The sequence below is a fragment of the Deinococcus apachensis DSM 19763 genome (assembly GCF_000381345.1).
GTDB lineage: Bacteria > Deinococcota > Deinococci > Deinococcales > Deinococcaceae > Deinococcus > Deinococcus apachensis.
In genome coordinates this window covers 137166-155038 of the sequence record NZ_KB906400.1, presented here as the reverse complement: position 1 = coordinate 155038, position 17873 = coordinate 137166, and the positions used below count along the sequence as shown (strand labels likewise).

Here is a 17873-nt window from a genome sequence, read left to right as displayed (position 1 = left end):
CTGCGAGTCACCCCCGGGGAGAGAGGGAGAAACGACATCTCCAGAAAGGCTCTACTCCTCTGCCCCCCGGCTCAGGCGGCCGTACCACGCGCCGCTGTCCTTCACGGTCCGCCGCTGGGTGGGGTAGTCCACCCGCACCAGGCCGAAGCGTTTGCTGTACCCCTCGGCCCACTCGAAGTTGTCAAGCAGGCTCCAGGCGAAGTAGCCCTTCAGGGGCACCCCGGCCCCCATCGCGTCCCGGCAGGCCGCGAGGTGGCGCTCGATGTAGCGGCGGCGGGGCTCGTCGTGAATCTGGCCGTCCGGGGTGGGGCGGTCGTCGTAGGCCGCGCCGTTCTCGGTGACGTACATCACGGGCGGGGCGTAATCCTGGTGCACACGGGTCAGAATCTCACGCAGGCCATCGGGATAGACCTCCCAGTCGAAGGCGGTGTATTCGCCTTCTGGCCGGAGGTTGCGGGTCCCGAGCAGCCCGTTCTCGCCCGGCGCGTCCTGAACCACCGTGCGCTGGTAGTAGTTCACGCCCAGGAAGTCGGTCGGGGCGGCGACGGTCTCCAGGTCGCCGGGCCGGATGGCCTCCTCGAACGCTGGGGCATAGGGGCGGTACAGGTCGAGCATGTCTTGTGGATACCCACGCCCGTACACCGGATCGAGGAACCAGCGGTTGAGAAAGCCGTCCCCGCGCCGGGCGGCGGCCTCGTCCTCGGGGCGGTCGGTGGCCGGATGGTGCGGCCCCAGGATCAGCGTGATGCCGACCTGGGCGTTGGGCACTGCCGCCCGAATCACCTCCGTTCCCAACCCGTGCGAGAGCAGGAGATGGTGTGAGGCGCGCAGGCCCGTCCCCAGGTCCTGCAACCCCGGCGCGTGGACGCCCACCACGTTCCCCAGGAAGGCCGCGCACCACGGCTCGTTGTGGGTGATCCAGCCCCGGACCCGGTCCCCCAGCCGCCCCGCCACGGCATCGGTGTAGTCCGCGAAGGCATAAGCGGTGTCGCGGTTCGCCCAGCCGCCCGCGTCCTGGAGGACCTGCGGAAGGTCCCAGTGGTAGAGGGTGACGTAGGGGTCGACGCCCCGGGAGAGCAGCCCGTCCGTCAGGCGGTCGTAGAAGTCGAGTCCCCTGGCGTTCACCGCCCCCCGCCCGCCCGGCACCACCCGCGGCCACGCCACCGAGAAGCGGTAGGCGTTCAGGCCAAGCTGCGCCATCAGGTCCAGGTCTTCCGCCCAACGGTGGTAGTGGTCGCAGGCCACGTCGCCGTTCTCGCCGTTTTTCACCCGCCCCGGCGTGTGGCTGAAGGTGTCCCAGATGCTCGGGGAACGCCCGTCCTCGGCCACGGCGCCCTCGATCTGGTAGGCGGCGGTCGCCGTGCCCCAGGCGAAGTCGGCGGGAAAGTCGGTCTTGCGTACAGGCTCGGTCTCGCTCACGGTCACGCGGTCACCTCGGGATGAATGGGAGGTTGGGCCGCCAATGCCGGGTCATGCAGGATGCAGCGCGCCTGGTGCCCCGGGCCCACGTCGTACATCCTCGGCAGCCCCTCGCGGCAGACGGGCCGGGCGTGCGGGCACCTCGGCTCGAAGGGGCAGCCGGGCGGCAGGTTGGTGAGGTCGGGCACCTCGCCCCGCGCCTCGACCCGCTCGGGGTGCAGGCCCGCCTCGGGCTTGGGCGCCGCCGACTTCAGCAGCCGTGTGTACGGCATCTGCGGGTCGTCGATCACCTGGTCGGCTGGGCCGACCTCGACGATGTGCCCGGTGTACATCACCGCGATGCGGTCGGCCATGTACCGCGCCCCCGCGAGGTCGTGGGTGATGAACAGCATCGAGAGCCCCTCCTGGTCCCGCAGGTCGAGGAGCAGGTTCATGATGTCAAGCCGGATGGAGACGTCGAGCGCGCTTGTGGGCTCGTCCGCGAGGATCAGTTCGGGGCGCGCGGCGAGCGCACGGGCGATAACCACCCGCTGCCGCTGCCCGCCCGACAGCTCGTGCGGCTTCTTGGCGGCGTAGCTTGCGCCCGGCGAGAGGCCCACCCGTTCGAGCAGGGAGTTGACCTGTTCCGAAACACCCCGCCCCCTCGCCAGCCCGTGGATCTTCAGGGGGCGCGACAGGATGTAGCCCACCGTGTGCAGCCCGTTGAGGCTCCCGTAGGGGTCTTGGAAGATCATCTGGACGTTCTTGCGGAATCTCCTGAGCCGCGCGCCCCCCATCCGCAGCGGCACGTCCTCACCCGCCAGGCGCATCGTCCCCGAGGTCGGCTCGTAGAGCTGGCCGATCAGCCGGGCGATGGTGCTCTTGCCCGAGCCCGACTCGCCCACCAGGCCCAGCACCTCGCCGCGCCCGATGGTAAGGTCCACGTGATTGACGGCGGTGACGCTCTTGCCCGCCCGGCCCACCTTGAAGACCTTGGTCAGCCCCCGCGCTTCGAGGGCCGTCCCGACGTTCATGCGCGTGTCAGTCGCTGGCGAGAGCATGGCCCTCCTCCTTCACGGCGGGCGAGTGCAGGAAGCAGGCGACCCGGTGCCCCGGCTCGACCTCGACGTTGGCGGGCTTCTTCACGTCGCACAGGCCCGGCATCCGCGACGGGCAGCGGTCGAAGAAGGGGCAGTACGGGATGTCCTGGCTCAGCGGCGGTGGTCGGCCCGGAATGCCTTCTCTCCGCTCGCGCTCGCCGGAGAGGGGCGGGAAGGCGGTCATCAGCCTGCGGGTGTAGGGGTGCTTGGGGTGCTGGTAGATCTCGCGCGCCGGGGCCTCCTCCACGATCTCCCCGGCGTACATGATGGCGATGCGGTCACTCATCTCGACGAGCAGCGAGAGGTCGTGGGTGATGAAGATGATGGCGATGCCGAGCTCCCGCCGCACCTCGTCGATCTCCTGGAGGATCTGGCGCTGCACCACCACGTCGAGCGCGGTCGTCGGCTCGTCCATCACGACGAGTTTCGGTTCGAGGGCGAGGGCAATCGCGATCACCACGCGCTGCTTCATCCCGCCCGAGAGCTGGTGCGGGTAGGCGTCGAGATAGCTCTCGCGGATGCCGACGAGGCGGAAGAGTTCGCGGGCCCGCGCGTCGAGCCGCGCCTTGTCCCTCACCCCGTGCGCCTGCATCGCGTCGTACACCTGCTCCCGAATCTTGATGACCGGGTTGAGGATGTTCATGCTCGCCTGGAAGACGAGGGAATAGTCCTTCCAGCGCACCCGCCGCAGTTCCTCGGGGGTCATGGCGAGGAGGTCCTGGCCCGCCAGAACGGCCTCGCCGCCGAACACCGCGCCGGGCGGATCGAGGAGCCGGGTCGCCGCGAAGGCCAGGGTGGACTTGCCGCAGCCCGACTCGCCCGCCAGGCCGACGAACTCGCCGGGCTTCACGCTGAGGGACACGTCGCGCACCGCGCGCACCGGGCCTTTCGGAGTGACGTACCCCGCGTCGAGGTGGCGGATGGAGAGCAGCGGACCCTCCGGCTGGGGCGCCACGACTTTCGGGGCCTTCCCGCGCCGCAGCACCCGGGTCGCCTTGTTCGCGTGGTTGGCCTTGGGGTTGGTGATCTCGTCGATGCCGAAGTTCAGCAGCGCGCAGGCGGTGCCCAGCAGGGCGATGCCGAGGCCGGGGGGGGCGAACCACCACCACGCGCCCTGCAGCAGGGCACCCCTGGCCTGCGCCCAGTACAGCATCGTGCCCCAGGTGTTGATCCCCACGTCGCCCACACCGAGAAAGGAGAGGCCCGCCGCGCTGAGGATGGCGTACAGCGCCGTGGAGAAGAAGTTGGCGGCGATCAGGCCCGCGAGGTTGGGCAGCATCTCCGCGAAGATGATGCGGCCCGGCCCCTCCCCGGTGGCGATGGCGGCCTGCACGAAGTCCCGGCCCCGGAGGGCCATCGCCTGCCCGCGCAGCACCCTCGCCCCGAAGGCCCAGCCTGTCAGCGAGATCACCAGGATGATCGGCCACGCCCCGCCCCCCCGCAGGAAGGCCGCGGCGACGATGAGCAGCGGCAACCCGGGCAGGACCAGGAAGACGTTGATGACCGTGTTGATGATCTCGTCAGTACGGCCCCCAAAATAGGCGGCGGCGAGGCCCAGCGTCGTGCCGATGGCGGTCGCCACCAGCCCCGTGGCGACGCCGATCAGCAGCGTGAGCCGCGAGCCGTACAGCAGTTGCGCCAGGATGTCCTGCCCCAGCGCGGTCGTGCCCAGGGGGTGCTGCGCCGAGGGTTTGAGCCACGTGCCGAAATCCTGTGAGCTGGGATCGTAGGGGGTCAGCAGCGGCGCGAAAAGGCCCATCAGCAGCACGATCAGCAGGATGGCCGCCCCCGCCGCGGCCTGCGGCGAGCGCAGCACGAGGCGCAGGCCGCTCACGTTGAACCTGGGCCTGGGCGTGCGGTTTACGGGAATGACGGTCATGGCGTCCTCCCGTCCCGAACGCGCGGGTCAAGCACGGCGTACAGCGCGTCCACGATGAAGTTGGCGATCAGCACGGCGAGCGCGATGAAGAGGAAGATCGCCTGCATGAGGGGGTAGTCGAGCCCCACGACCGCCTGGTACAGATACAGCCCCAGGCCGGGGTAGGAGAACACCGTCTCGACGAAGATCGCCCCGCCCACCACGAAGCCCAGCGCGATGCCGAACGCGGTGAAGCTGGGCAGCAGGGCGTTGCGCAGCACATAACGGTTCAGGATGCGGCCCTCCGAGAGGCCCTTGGCCCGCGCGAAGGCGAGGTAGTCCTCGCCCATCACGTTCATCACGTTGTTGCGCATGGTGATCAGCCAGCCGCCCGCCGCCGTCACGATGATGGTGAGTGCGGGCAACACGGCGTGCCGCAGCAGCGAGGACCACCACTGGGAGGTCCAGGGCGTCAGGAAGGGGTCGAGGTTGTTGCCCAGGGGAAAGAGGCTCTGCTTGAACGCGAAGAAGTACAGCAGCAGCAGCGCGAACCAGAAGTACGGCATCGAGTTCAGGAAGAGGGCCAGGGGCGGCAGGGCGTCGGCCACCCGGCCCCCCCGCCGCCACGCCGAGTACAGCCCGAAGGCGCTGCCGATCAGGAACGACAGGATGGTGGTCACACCGATCAGGCCAATGGTCCACGGCGCGGCCTGCGCGATGATGTCGCTCACGGGGGTCGGGAACTGCCCGATGGAGCGCCCGAAATCGCCGTGCAGCATCCGCCCGAGGTACCCGACGTACTGCTCGATCAGGCTGCCCTGGTTGTCGAGCCCGTACGCCTTGGTCAGCGCCGTGACCGCCTGCGGGTCGAGGCGGCCCTGGTACTTGGCGATCATCGCGCCGACGGGGTTGCCGGGCACCAGGCGCGGCAGGATGAAGTTGAGGGTCACCGCCACCCACAGGGTGAACAGCAGGATGCCGAACTTGCGCAGGAGGTAGGGCACGGGGGGCCTCCTAAAACGGGGGGTGGGACGGGAGTGGTCCCAGTCCCACCCGGGAGAAGGTGGCGCTTACTTGGGCTTGACGTTGAGGTACATCAGCCGCGCGCCGGGCACGTCGTCGGGGCTGCCGTCGTTGTAGGGGTTTTGCGCGGTCGGGAAGTTCGTGAACCGGCTGGTGTTGTACAGCGAGAATTGCGCGCGGTCGGTCAGCGGTACCCACGGCATGTCCCTCATGACCGTGCTGACCATGGTGGCGACGGCCTGCTTCTGCGCGGCCGGGTCGCTGGTGGCGCGGAAGGCGGCGATGGCCTTGGTGAGGGCCGGGTTGGTGTAGTGCGAGAGGTTCGACGGGGCCGTCTTGCCCACCGGCGCGCTGAGTTCGGGCGAGAACGAGGAGTAGAACAGGTAGTACGGCGTCGGGCCGTTGCCCCAGCCCCAGCTGATGCCCATGTCGTAGGTCGCGGTCTGAAGCCCGCCCGAGTAGGAGCTCCAGGTCTGCTGGTCGATGGAGGTGTTGATCCCCAGCCGCTTGAGGTTGTCCCCCACGACCTGCGCCATCGTGATGAAGTCCGTCCAGCCCGCCCCCACCAGGATCTTGAAGGTGGGCAGAGGCTTCCCGTCCCTGCCCAGGCGTTGGCCCTGCGCGTTCTTCTTGTACCCGGCCGCTGTCAACGCCCGGTCGGCGGCCGCGGGGTCATACTTGAGGGTCATGCTCTTCATCGAGGTGGGGAGCCACTGCGCCTGCTGGGCGGGAATGACGGCGCTGGCGGGCGCGGCGGCCAGGACGCCCGAGTAGGCCTTCTGCGCCACGTCCTTGGTGTTGATCGCCCCCGCGACCGCGCGGCGGAAGGCGGCGTCGCTGAAGGGCGCCTTGGTGGTGTTGAAGTACAGGAAGTTGGAGTTGTTGACCGGCCACCAGTAGCTGTAGTTCGGCCCCTTGGCCGCGTAGCCGCCCTTGGGGTCGGGAATGCCGATGTAGCCGTAGTCGGCCTCGCCCTTGAGCAGTTGCAGCAGCGCGGCGTCGTTGCCGTTGGTCGCGCGCCAGACCACCGCGTCCACGTAGGGCTGGCCCTTGATCCAGTAGTTGGGGTTCTTCAGCACCCGCACCGCCTGCTGGCTGTAGGCGTCGAAGGTGAAGGGGCCGGTCCCCACCGGCTTGGAGTTGGTGTAGGTCAGCGGGTCCTTGACCTGGCTCCACAGGTGCTGGGGGACGATGGCCACATTGGCGATGTTGTTGAAGATCGGTGTATTGGCGCGGCTGAAGGTGAAGGTCACGGTGCCCGGGCCGCTCGCCTTCACGCTCGAGAGGCCGTTTTTCCAGATCCCCGTGAGGTCGAGCGCCGGGTACTGCTTCATGTAGTTGAAGGTGAAGGCCACGTCGTTCGCGCTGAAGGCCTGGCCGTCGTGCCACTTCACGCCCGGGCGGGTGGAGACGGTCAGGGTCTTGTTGTCCGGGCTCCAGGCGTACTTGGTGCCCAGCACGTTGGTGACCTTGCCGTTCAGGCCGTTGACGTAAAACAGCGTCTCGTAGATGGCCGAGGTGGTGGCCTGGAGGTGCTGGTCCCCCGGCGAGAAGGGGTTGAGGTTCTGCGCCCCCCACTGGGCCGAGCGCACCACCGTGAAGGTGGTCTTGGGCTGCCCCTGCGCGAAGGCATGGGCGCCCAGGGCGGCGGTGAGCAGGGCGAGGGGGGCGGCAAAGCGGGACACTGGCTTCATGGGGAACCTCGGCAGTCTCCGGCGCGGGCCGGGCGAGAGGGAAAGGGGGGACGGGCGGTCAGCGGGACGGGAAGGGTGGCCCGGTGGAGTCGCGCGGGGCGAGGGTGGTGGGAAAGGGGGGCGGCGGCGTGGGCCGCGTGCCGCGCACGAGGTCGAGCAGCATCCGCACCGCCGCTGCGCCCATCTCGGGGAGCGGCTGGCGCACGGTGGTCAGCGGCGGGCGGGTCCGGGCGGCGGCCCCCACGTCGTCGTAGCCCACCACCGAGAGGTCGCCGGGCACCCGCAGCCCCAGCGCCTCGGCGGCGCGCAGCACCCCCAGGGCCGCCGAATCGTTGGAGGCGAAGATGGCCGTGGGCGGCTCGGGCAGGGCCAGCAGCGCCCGCGCGGCGCGCTCCCCCCCCGCCTCGCTGAAGTCGCCCGGGGCGAGGTACGCGGCGGGCACGTCCACACCACTTCCCCGCAGTTCCTCCAGAAAGCCGCGCTCGCGCGCCTCCGACTCCTGCTGGTAGACCCCGCCCGAGTGCGGCCCGCGGATGTACGCGACCCGGCGGTGCCCCAACTCCAGCAGGTGCCGCGCGACGAGGCGCCCGCCGTGGACGTTGTCGCCCCGCACGCTGAAGGGGCTCAGCGACCCGGCCGTGACCACCGGCACGGCGTCCTGGAACACCTCGTGTTCGTCCCCGCTGGGCAGGATGAGCAGCACCCCGTCGGCCAGGGTCCGCAGCAGCGCCGCCCGCTCGCGCTCCAGGGCCGCGCTGCCCGCGGTGGTGAAGACCGCCAAGTTCATGCCCGCGTCCTCGGCGGCGGCGACCGCGCCGTGCAGGACCTCGTTGACGTAGGGCACCCCGTAGCGCGGCGCGATCACCCCGATCAGGTTGGTGCGTCGCCCCGCCAGCCTCCGCGCCGCCGGGTTCGCCACGTACCCGGTCTGCTCGACCGCCCGCAGCACCCGCTGCCGGGTGGCCTCGGTCATGCCCGGCTTGCCGTTGATGACGTTGGAGGCCGTCATGCGGGACACTCCCGCCAACCGCGCGATGTCCGCCAGGGTGACCGGGGCGGGGAAGGGGAGATTGGGGGAGGGTGGGGCCGATTCCGTCATGCGCGCTCCCGAGTGGAACGTGACGTGAAGGCGGGCGGGGAGGGGCAGACGGGGAAGGCCTGCCAGGGCCTCCGCGTAAAGATGAGTTTAACTTTAGCGATAAAGTAGGCTTTCGGCAGGGCGGTGTCAAGACGCCGCCACTCCAGTCCCTGTCCGGTGCGTGCGGGTAGGGCAAGCGTAAGGAAGAGCTGGCCCCGGGCAACCCCTCAGCCCGCTTTGCGGACAGCTCCCCTGGGAGGGGAGCCAGGTCCGGCCTTTGCCCTCCAGAAACCTCGGGCGGTTGTCTCCCCCAAACGCTCGAAGTGCATGGGGACAACACGGTGTGGTGCAAGGTCTTTTGCCCACCCTTACGGGAGAGGGGTGGCGCGCGGCGCTCGCCTTCACGCCAGACGACGAAAGGGCCATTTCGCCAGCTTCTCCTTTCGCATCAAGCGTCCTAAGGGGAGGTGGCCCGCAGGGCCGAGGATTGTGTTATGCCCACCTGGCGACTTGGCGGTGGTCCTGCGTCTCCCGGGGGCGACCCTTCCCGGGGCCAACGCGGTAGCATGACGGCGAAACCCTATGGCCCGCATCAGACTCGCCTATATCGGTGGCGGCAGCACCCGCGCGCCGGGCACGGTGGCGTCCTTTATCCGGCAGGCGGACCACTTCGCCGGGTCGGAGATCGTCCTGGTGGACCTCGACGAGGGGCGGCTCGACCTCGTGCGGCGGCTGGCGGAACGGATGGTCGAGGCCCAGGGCGCCGACCTGCGGGTGACGGCGACCACGAGCCGGGAACGCGCCCTCCCGGGGTGCGACGGGGTGCTGTCGAGCTTCCGGCCCGGCGGCTTCGAGGCGCGGGCGCTCGACGAGCGGATTCCCCTGTCCCGCGGCGCCATCGGGCAGGAGACGCAGGGGGCGGGGGGCTTGTTCATGGCCCTGCGGGCGCTGCACGTCACACGCGGGCTGGTGGAGGACATGGCCCGGCTGTGCCCGGGGGCCACGCTCTTCAACTACACCAACCCCGTGAACATCGTCGCGCAGGCCGTGGCTGACCACTCCGACGTGCCCGTCATCTCGCTGTGCGAGGGGCCCATCATCTTTCCCCTCGAACTGGCGCGGATGGCAGGCCTTGACCCCCGCCGGGTGGAGGCCACGATGGTCGGACTGAACCACGCCTGCTGGAGCGTGGAGGCGAGTTATGACGGGGTACCGCTGCTGCCGCTGCTGGAGCGGGCTTTGGAGGGGGTCACGGACCCCTGGGCGCGGCGACTCCTGCACCTCGCCGTCACGATGGGGTCCTTGCCCGCCTCGTACATGAAGTACTACTTCTACGAGGCGGACATGCTGCGCGAGCTGCGCGCCCGGCCCACCACCCGAGCCCAGGACATCCTCGCCGAGGTGCCCGACTACTGGGCGCACTACCGGGAGCAGGTGGAGGCCCGGGTCCCCACCCTCGACCCGGCCCGCTCACGCGGCGGCCTGTTCGAGCTGGAACTCGCGGTGGACGTGATGGACGCCCTGTTCAACGACCGCGGCGAGGTGTGGCTGTGCAACGTGGTGAACCGCGGGGCCATCGCCGACTTCCCCGACGGGCAGGTGGTGGAGGTGCCGTGTCTGGTGGACCGCCGGGGGGCGCGGCCACTGCCCGGCTTCCGGGTGCCCGCCCCGGTGCGGGGCCTGCTGGGCTCGCTCGGCGAGTATCAGGGGCTGGCGGCGGACGCGGGGTGGTGCGGCTCGCGCCGGGACGCCCTGCGCGCCCTGGTGAGTAACCCCCTCGTCCGCACGCTGCCCCTCGCCGGGGCGCTGTATGACGACCTCGCCCGGGCGCACCGCGCGTACCTGCCGGAGCGGCTGTGGTAGGGGTGGAGGTGCTGGAGGACGCGGACACGCTCGCCGAACGCGCCGCCGATCTCATCGGGGACGCGCTGCGCGAGAAGCCCAGCCTCTCCGTCCTGGTCGCCACGGGCCATACCCCGATGGCGACGTACGCGGAGCTTGCCCGGCGGGACCTCGACGCCTCCGCCCTCACTGCCGTGCAACTTGACGAATACCTGGGGCTGGGCGAGGACGACCCGCGCTCGCTGTGGGGCTGGATGCGCCGCTCCTTCGTGGAGCCGCTGGGCGTGAAACAGGTCGTGCGGCTAGGCGAGGTCCCGGACCCGGACGAGGGGTGCCGCCGTTTCGAGGCGCAGGTGGCGGCCCTCGGCGGCATCGACCTCGCCGTCCTGGGCCTCGGGCCGAACGGGCACCTGGGCTTTAACGAGCCGCCCTGCGGGCCGGGCGCGCGGACGCGGGTGGTGACGCTCACGCCCGCGAGTCTGGCGAGCAACGCCGCGTACTGGGGCGACCTGCCCGTGCCGACACGGGCGCTGACGGCGGGCATGGACGTGATCCTGGGCGCGGGACGGGTCATTCTCCTCGTCAGCGGGGTTCACAAGCGGGACATCCTCGCCCGCGCGCTGCGGGAGCCGCCGACACCTGAGGTGCCCGCCTCGTGGCTTCAGGACGCGAACACCACCGTCCTCGCCGACCGCGCCGCGTGCGGCGTGACGCGGGGTCCGGCCTTCCCATGAGCCCTCCCGACCTCGTCCTGGGGATCGACGCGGGCAACACCAAGACGGTGGCCCTGGTGGCGGACACGTCCGGGCGCGTGCTGGGCTGGGGGCGCGGGGGGCGGGGAAACATCTACGTGTCGAAACGGGAGGCGCTGGCGGCCATCGACCGGGCGGTGCTGGCGGCGCTGAGGATGGCGGACGCCCACGCTGCCCACCTCCGCGCCGCCGTCCTGAGCGCGACGGGGGCTGACTGGCCCGAGGACTTCGTGCTGCTGGGGGCCGAGCTGGAGTCGCGCGGCTGGGGCGCGTCTCGCGCGGTGGTGAACGACGCGCTGGGTGCCCTGCATGCCGCCGCACCGGACGGTACCGGGGTGATGGTCGCCTGCGGCACGGGCGCGGGGATCGCCGCCGCCGCCCCGGGCGGGCAGACCTGGCACACGGGCTTCTGGCAGGAACCCGGGGGGGCGGAGGACCTGGGGCGGATGACCCTGCGCGCCGTGTACCGGGCGGACCTGGGCTTCGACCCGCCGACCCTGCTTACCGACCGGGTGCTGGCGGCCTACCGCCTGCCGAACGTGGAGGCGCTGCTGCACGCCCTCACCCGCCGGGACCGCCGCCCGCCAGGCCGGGTGGGTCGCCTCGCGCGGGTGCTGCTGGATGCGGCGGCGGCGGGGGACGTGACCGCGCGGGGGCTGGTGGGACGGCACGGCGCGGCCCTGGGGGACTATGCCCTCGTGGCCGCCCGCCGGGTGGGCCTGGGCGGCACGGCCTTCGGTCTGTACGCGGCGGGCGGCGTGATGCGTCACCCCTCGCCCCTGCTGCGGGACGCGCTGCTCGCCCGGGTGCGCGGGGGCGAGCCGGGCGCCACGCCGGGTGAGGGCGGTTTCGAGCCCGTCCTGGGCGCCGCCCTCCTCGCGCTGCGGGCGGCCCACGCGGGACAACCCGGCGGGGAGACGATTCGCGGCTGGCGTGCGGCCCTTGCCGCGACCCTGCCCCCGGACACCCTGTTCCGCACCTGACGCCCGGGAGACTGCGCCCATGTCCACCCCCCTGACCCTCTCCGGCCTGTACACCTATCCCATCAAGTCGGCGCGCGGCGTGGCGCTGGACCGCGCGAGGGTGGAACTCTTCGGCCTGGGCCTCGACCGCCGCTGGATGGTCGTGGACGGGGGTGGGCGGCAGGTGACCGGGAGGGACTTCCCGCGCATGGACCTCGTCGGGGTAGGGCTGGAGCCGGGGGGACTGCGCGTGACGGCGCCCGGGATGCCGCCCCTGCCCGTGCCGCACGGGCCGGGCGGGCCGGGGCGCCTGGTCCACATCTTCCGCCAGCCCGTGCAGGCCGTGGAGGTCGGCGGGGAGGCGAACGCCTGGTGGAGCGCCTACCTCGGCCTGCCCGCCGCCCTGGTCTATTTCCCCGACGAGGCCGAGCGGCACATGAATCCGCGCTTCGGCACGGCGCGCATCAGCTTCGCGGACGGCAACCCGCTGCACCTCGTCTCCGAGGCGTCGGTCGCGGACCTCAACACCCGCCTGCCCCATCCCGTCACCCCCGAACGCTTCCGCCCCAACCTCGTTGTGCGCGGGGGCGCAGCCTACGGGGAGGACGGCTGGGGGCGCATCCGCATCGGCGATCTGGAGTTTGGCGTGGTGGAGCCGTGCGCGCGGTGCAGCGTCCTGAACATCTCGGAGGGGCGCATGGGCGGGGAGCCGCTGCGGACGTTGGCGGGCTACCGGCGGCGCGGCCGTCTTGTGGAGTTCGGACAAAACCTCGTCCACGCCGAACAGGGTGAGCTGAAGCTGGGCGACCCGATCGTCGTGCTGCGCAGAGGGAGCCGGTGACGGTATCCGGTCCCCGCGCTCCGGCAGAATGGGCGGATATGCCGAATCATCCCCTCATCGAACGTATGAACCGCCTCCAGGTCGGCGAGAACAGCCTGGCCTTTTACGGCCTCGGTCAGGTCGGCGTGGCGATCCGGGGACCGGGCGGGGTCCTCTACATCGACCCGTACCTCACCGACTCCGACGGCGGGGGCGGGCATCTGGAGCGTGTGTTTCCGCCGCCCGTCCCGCCGGGGGACGTGACGAATGCGGACCTGGTACTCGTCACGCACAACCATGTCGATCACTTCGACCCGGACACCCTGCGCCCGCTGGCCGTGGCCTCTCCCGGGGCACACTTCGCGGGTCCCTATACCTGTGACCCCGCTCAGGCCGGGATCGGGGGGGAACGGTGGCGCCACGCCCGCGCGGGGGAGCCGTTCACGGAACTGGGCGCCACCATCACGCCGGTCCCCAGCGCCCACACCGAGCTGGAGGGGGCCGGGAGCGGCTACGCCTTCCTGGGTTACGTCATCGAGTGGAACGGCGTGACGGTCTACCACGCGGGCGACACGGTGATCTGGGACGGCCTGATCGAGGCGCTCTCGGCCTGGCGGATCGACGTGGCCTTTTTACCCATCAACGGGCGCGATTACTTCCGCACCCGGCGGGGCATCGTCGGGAATATGGGCGTGCGGGAGGCGGCGGAGCTGGCGGAGGTCCTGAACGTCGGCCTGGTGGTGCCGACCCATTACGACCTGTTCGCGGGAAACGGGGCCGACCCGGGCCAGTTCGTGTCGTACCTGTACCGGCTGAACCCTGACCGGCCGCAGAAGGTGCTGCGGGTGGGGGAGCTGCTCTCCTTCATCCGGGAGGGGTAGCCCCGGCGCCGTCAGAACCCTGTCACATCCGGCGGGGCACAGTGGGACGCCGATGGTGGCTCCTGCTCTTCCCTCCGCGCTGCGTCCCACCCTGGGGCTGCTCATCCTGGCCGCGGGACTGCACAGCGCGTGGCTGGTGTTCGGCTGGGGCGGGGCCGGGGGGCGGGAGTGGTACTCGGACCTGCATTACCTGGCCGTCGTGGCCCTGTTCCTGGTGGTCGTGGGGCAGCTCTTCGCGCGCAGCGCGGGACCCCTGCGGGTGGCGTTCGCGTGGCTGCTCGCCCACGCCCTGGTGCGCGGCGCCGCCGAGGCCTCCTGGGTGTACCTCGACCTGGTCGGCCGGGAGCCGCCCTTTCCCTCGGTCGCGGACGGCCTGTATGTCCTCGCCTACCTCTTTCAGGGGGCGGCCTTCGTGCTGCTCGCCCGCCTGCCGCTGCTGGGCCTGAAGACCGCCCGGCTGGCCCTGGACAGCCTGATCGTGGTGGGGGCCGTCGGCGTCTTTGCCTGGCAGCTCTTCCTGGCGGGCATCGCGGGGGACGCGGCCGAACCGCTCGTCTCGCGGCTCGTCTCGCTGACCTACCCGGTCCTGGACCTCTTCCTGCTGGGCCTGCTGCTGCTGGCGGTCTTTCGCAACCAGCGCCTGCGCGCCCACGAGGTGTTCTTCGCGCTGGGGCTGGGGCTGAACATCGTCGGCGACTTTATCTTCGTGTACCTGACGCGGGCGGGCTCCTACGTGACCGGGCACCCGGTCGACGCGCTGTGGGCCTGGAGCTTCGTGCTGGAGGGCCTTGGCGCGGCTTTGGCGGCCCGGGCCGAGCCGCGGGCCGCCCGCCGCCCGGGCACCTGGCAGGTCCGGCTCACCCTGCTGTCCCCCTACCTGGCGCTGTCCGCCTCCTTCGCGCTGCTGCTGGCGCTGTACCCGCGGCAGACCCTCGCGGTGGGCGGCGTGCTGTGGGGCACCGCCTTGGTCACCCTGCTGGTGATGGCGCGCCAGATCGTGATGTTCGCCGACAACGCCCGGCTGCACCGCGCGCTCACGGCCCGCGAGGCAGAGCTCGAGCACCTGGCGCACCACGACCCCCTGACCGGGCTGCCCAACCGCCGCGCCCTGACGGCCTGCCTGGAGGAGGCCGTGCGGGACGCCCGGGCGTCGGGTACCCGGCTGGCCCTGCTGTTCGTGGACCTCGACGGCTTCAAACACATCAACGACACGCTGGGGCACGCGGCGGGGGACGCCGCGCTGCGTGAGATCGCCGGGCGGCTGCGCGCGCACGCCCCGGGGAACGCCCAGGTGGCGCGCCTGAGCGGCGACGAGTTCGCGGTGGTGGTCCCCGGCCTGGCGGACGCGGGCGCGGCGCTCCCGGTCGGCGAGGCGCTGCTGGCGGCCCTCACCGCGCCGCTGGTGCTGCCGGGCAGGGGCGTCAGCGTGGGCGCCTCGGTCGGGGTGAGCGTGTGGCCCGACCACGTTCCCGACGCCGGGGGCCTGCTCCGCAGCGCGGACAGCGCCATGTACCACGTCAAACTGCGGGGCAAGAACGGGGTGCGAATGTTTTCCCCCGAGCTGGACGCCGGGCGGCGCGGGCGCCAGGAGATCGAGCGGCACCTGCGCGGCGCCCTGGACCGCGGCGAGTTCAGGCTGCACTACCAGCCCCAGTGCGGCCCCGGGGGCGAGGTGGTCGGGGCCGAGGCCCTGCTGCGCTGGAGCCACCCCGAACTCGGTGAGGTGCCGCCCCGGTCCTTCGTGCCGGTCGCCGAGGACCTGGGGCTGATCGTTCCCCTGGGTGGGTGGGTGCTGCGGGAGGCCTGCCTCCAGGCCGCCGCCTGGCGCGCCCGGGGCCTGCCACTGCGGGTGGCGGTCAACGTCTCGCCCGCCCAGTTCGCCCAGGCGGACTTTCCCACTCAGGTCCGGGCCGCCCTGGAGGGTGCCGGGCTGCCCGGCAGCGCCCTGGAGCTGGAGATCACCGAGCGGCTGGTGGTGCAGGACGTGGCGCGCACGGCGCACCAGCTCGCGCTGCTGGGCGGCTGGGGCGTGCGAATCAGCATTGACGACTTCGGCACGGGCCACTCGGCGCTCGCCTACCTGCTGAGCCTCCCGATCAGCGGCCTCAAGGTGGACCGCGGCTTCGTGGAGGGCCTCGACGAGGCGGGCCGGGACGGGGCGGGTGCGGCGCGGGTGGTGCAGGCGGTGACGGGCCTGGCGCACAACCTGGGCCTCACCGTGGTCGCCGAGGGGGTCGAGGAACCCTGGCAGCGCCAGCGGGTCCACGACCTGGGGTGCGACTACGTGCAGGGCGACTTCCTGGCCCGGCCCCTGCCCCCCGCCGAGTTCGAGCGCTGGTGGCGGGCGCACGAGGCGGAGCGTGCGGGGGTGGGCGGCCCCGTGGAAGCCCTCGTCTAGGACATGGAAGGCTGGTCGCCCTGAGTGGGGCGAGGCGCCCCACGAATCGTGCCCGGGGATTTTCGCTTCGCTCCGCCGAACAGGGTTCTTCTGCCCCCCACCCGGCGGAAAGCCGTGTGTCCAGGACTCCGGCTCTTCCCGGCGCCCCTCGCCGTACAGTGCGGCAGGCCCGAAAGGGGACAGGCCCCGGGCGGACCGACGACTCAGGGAGGCCCGATGAGGGAATTTCACCAGGTCTTACACGAGTGGGAGACGTTTTACCTGCTGACCGGCACCGCCGGGGCGGCCCTGGCCGGGCTGATGTTCGTCGCCCTCACCGTGGTCCAGCAGACGCAGCCCGTCCATAGGTTGCGGATGTCGGTCACGCGGGCCGACAGTGACCCGGCCCTGCTGGCCTTCGTCCTGAGCCTCATGCTCAGTGCGCTGCTGCTGATGCCCAGCCTCACGCGCACGGGGTTCGGCCTGCTGCTCCTCGCCGTGGGGCTGACCGGCCTGCTGTACAGCGGCGCTGTTCTGCGCCAGTTGCTGGCGGAGGGCCGGACGGACGTGTGGGACCTCCCGGACCGGATGTGGTACGGCGCCGCACCGAGCCTGAGCGGCGTCCTGCTGCTGGTGTCGGGCGGGCTCGGTCTGGAGGGCCAGGACGAGGCGGCGCTGACCGTGGTGGCCGCAGCGCTGCTGGTGCTGCTGGCAATGGGCATCCGCAACGCCTGGGACATGGTGACGTTCTCTATCGCCCGCAATGCCCGCGAGGCGTCCGCGGCGGGGCAGGACAGCACCCCCCCAGCCTGAGTCTTCCCGGCCCCGCCCCTCAGGCCCCCGCCGGGACAGGCAGGGTGCGGCGCAGCCAGTCCAGCAGGTCGCGGTCCACCTCCTCCCGGCAGGCGTCCAGCCCGTGCCCGCACCCCGGGTACAGGTGCAGCTCCTTCGGCTCGCCTGCCCGCCCGTACAGCAGGCGCGAGCAGGAGTCCGGCAGAATCTCGTCCGCGCCGCCGTGCAGGAGCAGCAGCGAACGGGGACTCAGCTCGGCCACCGCCTCCGCGCCGTAGGTCTGGCTGCTCAGCGCCGCCACGCCCACCACGGCGTCACTGTTCACGCCCGCGCCAATGACGACAGCCCCGCCAAAAGAGTGCCCGACCAGCACGAGGCGGGTGATTCCCAGCGTCTCCAGGAAGGCCGCGCCCAGCAGCACGTCCAGCGTGCATTCAGCCAGATGGTTGGGGCGCCGGTAGTCCAAGCGCAGCGAGGTGATGCCCCCTGGGGCGAGCCGCGAGGCGAGGCGGGCATAGAGCCCCCCGGCCGGGCCGCCCAGGCCGCCGCCCGCTCCAAAGACCCACACGATGCCCGCCCCCCCCGGACCCTCCGGCGGCTCATGCAGCCGCGTGTCGATGTCGCCCCGGCTGGTCCGCAGGGTGATGGCCCGCGCCCCCTCCTCCTGGCCGGTCTGCTCGGCGCCCAGCAGCTCGGCACTGAACGTTTCCCCCGGTGTCACAGGGGTCCTCCCCAGGGGGCAGGGGGTGGAGTGTTCGGCAGCAGGGACATACCCGCCAGTTTGACCCCCAGGCGGACCCTCCGGCCAACGCCTCCTAAAGAGGCCTTCAGCGAAGTCGGAAACCGCGTGCGATTTCGCCCATGCCGCCTCCACGGTTCTCCCAGAAGCGCGGCCCGGGGCCTGCCTAGACTGGCGGGGTCGGGGCCGCCTCCACCCATCATCACCGCCGCGTTCCACGGTGCGGCCAATATCCCTGACGGCCCCGGCGACTTTCCCGAGCCCTCCACCATGATCAACTCCTCCCCACCCTCCCGCCCTGAACTCATGCGGTTGCCGTCGGGCCACTACCGCCTGGACGCCACCCGGCTCAGCCTCCAGGAACTCGCCCCCCTGCTGCGCTGCCTGCACGAGGGGTGCGAGCAGTGCCGGGTCGTGTTTTCGACTCCCACAGGCACGCAGGCCTTTTCGGTGGCCGCCCCCACCACCCGGAATGCGCGGGACTCCTGCTCGCTCGTTCATTGCCGGAATGGGCGGGGGTAGCGGGTCCTGAGCGGCCGTCAATGCTTCCCCAACCA

General features: G+C 71.4%; 15 protein-coding genes. 8 read left to right on the top strand and 7 right to left on the bottom strand.

What is annotated here, in order from left to right; genetic code table 11:
• Positions 1–51: 51 nt before the first annotated feature.
• The 6 genes from F784_RS0107595 to F784_RS0107570 all read right to left on the bottom strand — a co-directional run bounded on the left by F784_RS0107595 (position 52) and on the right by F784_RS0107570 (position 8082).
• The gene (locus F784_RS0107595; protein WP_019586124.1) at positions 52–1425 is read right to left on the bottom strand and encodes a GH1 family beta-glucosidase; all 1374 of its coding nucleotides are present in this window, start codon (positions 1423–1425) and stop codon (positions 52–54) included.
• Positions 1422–2459: an ABC transporter ATP-binding protein gene (locus tag F784_RS0107590; protein WP_019586123.1), complete on the bottom strand. Its 1038-nt coding sequence runs from the start codon at positions 2457–2459 to the stop codon at positions 1422–1424. Before F784_RS0107590 ends, F784_RS0107595 begins: the two co-directional genes overlap by 4 nt.
• Entirely contained in the window at positions 2440–4377 is a 1938-nt protein-coding gene (locus F784_RS0107585) for a dipeptide/oligopeptide/nickel ABC transporter permease/ATP-binding protein (protein ID WP_019586122.1), read from the bottom strand. Before F784_RS0107585 ends, F784_RS0107590 begins: the two co-directional genes overlap by 20 nt.
• Complete coding sequence (locus F784_RS0107580) at positions 4374–5360, bottom strand: ABC transporter permease (protein WP_019586121.1); 987 nt, start codon at positions 5358–5360, stop codon at positions 4374–4376. The genes F784_RS0107585 and F784_RS0107580 overlap by 4 nt, the downstream gene beginning before the upstream one ends.
• 66 nt (positions 5361–5426) lie before the next feature.
• Entirely contained in the window at positions 5427–7073 is a 1647-nt protein-coding gene (locus F784_RS0107575; RefSeq protein WP_040382627.1) for an ABC transporter substrate-binding protein, read from the bottom strand.
• Positions 7074–7131: 58 nt separating this feature from the next.
• Entirely contained in the window at positions 7132–8082 is a 951-nt protein-coding gene (locus F784_RS0107570) for a LacI family DNA-binding transcriptional regulator (RefSeq protein WP_245557778.1), read from the bottom strand.
• A 651-nt stretch (positions 8083–8733) separates the two neighbouring features.
• Between F784_RS0107570 and F784_RS0107565 the strand changes: the two genes are divergently transcribed.
• From F784_RS0107565 to F784_RS0107535, 7 genes are all read left to right on the top strand, one after another.
• Positions 8734–10014, top strand: a complete 1281-nt coding sequence (locus F784_RS0107565) for a family 4 glycosyl hydrolase (protein ID WP_019586118.1) — start codon at positions 8734–8736, stop codon at positions 10012–10014.
• Entirely contained in the window at positions 10008–10727 is a 720-nt protein-coding gene (locus tag F784_RS0107560; protein WP_019586117.1) for a glucosamine-6-phosphate deaminase, read from the top strand. Before F784_RS0107565 ends, F784_RS0107560 begins: the two co-directional genes overlap by 7 nt.
• On the top strand, positions 10724–11728 hold the full coding sequence (locus F784_RS0107555) for an N-acetylglucosamine kinase (RefSeq protein WP_157465111.1): 1005 nt from the start codon (positions 10724–10726) through the stop codon (positions 11726–11728). The genes F784_RS0107560 and F784_RS0107555 overlap by 4 nt, the downstream gene beginning before the upstream one ends.
• A gap of 19 nt (positions 11729–11747) precedes the next feature.
• Entirely contained in the window at positions 11748–12548 is an 801-nt protein-coding gene (locus tag F784_RS0107550) for an MOSC domain-containing protein (RefSeq protein ID WP_019586115.1), read from the top strand.
• Positions 12549–12586: 38 nt separating this feature from the next.
• The gene (locus F784_RS0107545) at positions 12587–13408 is read left to right on the top strand and encodes an MBL fold metallo-hydrolase (RefSeq protein WP_019586114.1); all 822 of its coding nucleotides are present in this window, start codon (positions 12587–12589) and stop codon (positions 13406–13408) included.
• Between the two features lie 52 nt (positions 13409–13460).
• A complete protein-coding gene (locus tag F784_RS24460; protein ID WP_019586113.1) occupies positions 13461–15806 on the top strand; it encodes a putative bifunctional diguanylate cyclase/phosphodiesterase in 2346 nt (781 codons plus the stop codon).
• Positions 15807–16022: 216 nt separating this feature from the next.
• Positions 16023–16598, top strand: coding sequence for a hypothetical protein (locus F784_RS0107535; RefSeq protein ID WP_019586112.1), 576 nt, complete (start codon positions 16023–16025; stop codon positions 16596–16598).
• A gap of 19 nt (positions 16599–16617) precedes the next feature.
• On the opposite strand, the gene F784_RS0107530 is transcribed toward F784_RS0107535, so the two are convergent.
• Positions 16618–17298 carry an alpha/beta hydrolase gene (locus F784_RS0107530; RefSeq protein ID WP_019586111.1) on the bottom strand — a complete coding sequence of 227 codons (681 nt, stop codon included), beginning with the start codon at positions 17296–17298 and terminating at the stop codon, positions 16618–16620.
• A 126-nt stretch (positions 17299–17424) separates the two neighbouring features.
• On the opposite strand from F784_RS0107530, the gene F784_RS26050 reads away from it, so the two are divergent.
• On the top strand, positions 17425–17838 hold the full coding sequence (locus F784_RS26050) for a hypothetical protein (protein WP_157465110.1): 414 nt from the start codon (positions 17425–17427) through the stop codon (positions 17836–17838).
• Positions 17839–17873: the final 35 nt, after the last annotated feature.

Bases quoted from the DNA above. Each gene is read 5' to 3' on its own strand.
- F784_RS0107590 (WP_019586123.1), bottom strand. From the start codon at position 2,459: ATGCTCTCGCCAGCGACTGACACGCGCATGAACGTCGGGACGGCCCTC.
- F784_RS0107585 (WP_019586122.1), bottom strand. From the start codon at position 4,377: ATGACCGTCATTCCCGTAAACCGCACGCCCAGGCCCAGGTTCAACGTG.
- F784_RS0107575 (WP_040382627.1), bottom strand. From the start codon at position 7,073: ATGAAGCCAGTGTCCCGCTTTGCCGCCCCCCTCGCCCTGCTCACCGCC.
- F784_RS0107570 (WP_245557778.1), bottom strand. From the start codon at position 8,082: ATGACGGCCTCCAACGTCATCAACGGCAAGCCGGGCATGACCGAGGCC.
- F784_RS0107565 (WP_019586118.1), top strand. From the start codon at position 8,734: ATGGCCCGCATCAGACTCGCCTATATCGGTGGCGGCAGCACCCGCGCG.
- F784_RS0107555 (WP_157465111.1), top strand. From the start codon at position 10,724: ATGAGCCCTCCCGACCTCGTCCTGGGGATCGACGCGGGCAACACCAAG.
- F784_RS0107550 (WP_019586115.1), top strand. From the start codon at position 11,748: ATGTCCACCCCCCTGACCCTCTCCGGCCTGTACACCTATCCCATCAAG.
- F784_RS0107545 (WP_019586114.1), top strand. From the start codon at position 12,587: ATGCCGAATCATCCCCTCATCGAACGTATGAACCGCCTCCAGGTCGGC.
- F784_RS24460 (WP_019586113.1), top strand. From the start codon at position 13,461: ATGGTGGCTCCTGCTCTTCCCTCCGCGCTGCGTCCCACCCTGGGGCTG.
- F784_RS0107535 (WP_019586112.1), top strand. From the start codon at position 16,023: ATGAGGGAATTTCACCAGGTCTTACACGAGTGGGAGACGTTTTACCTG.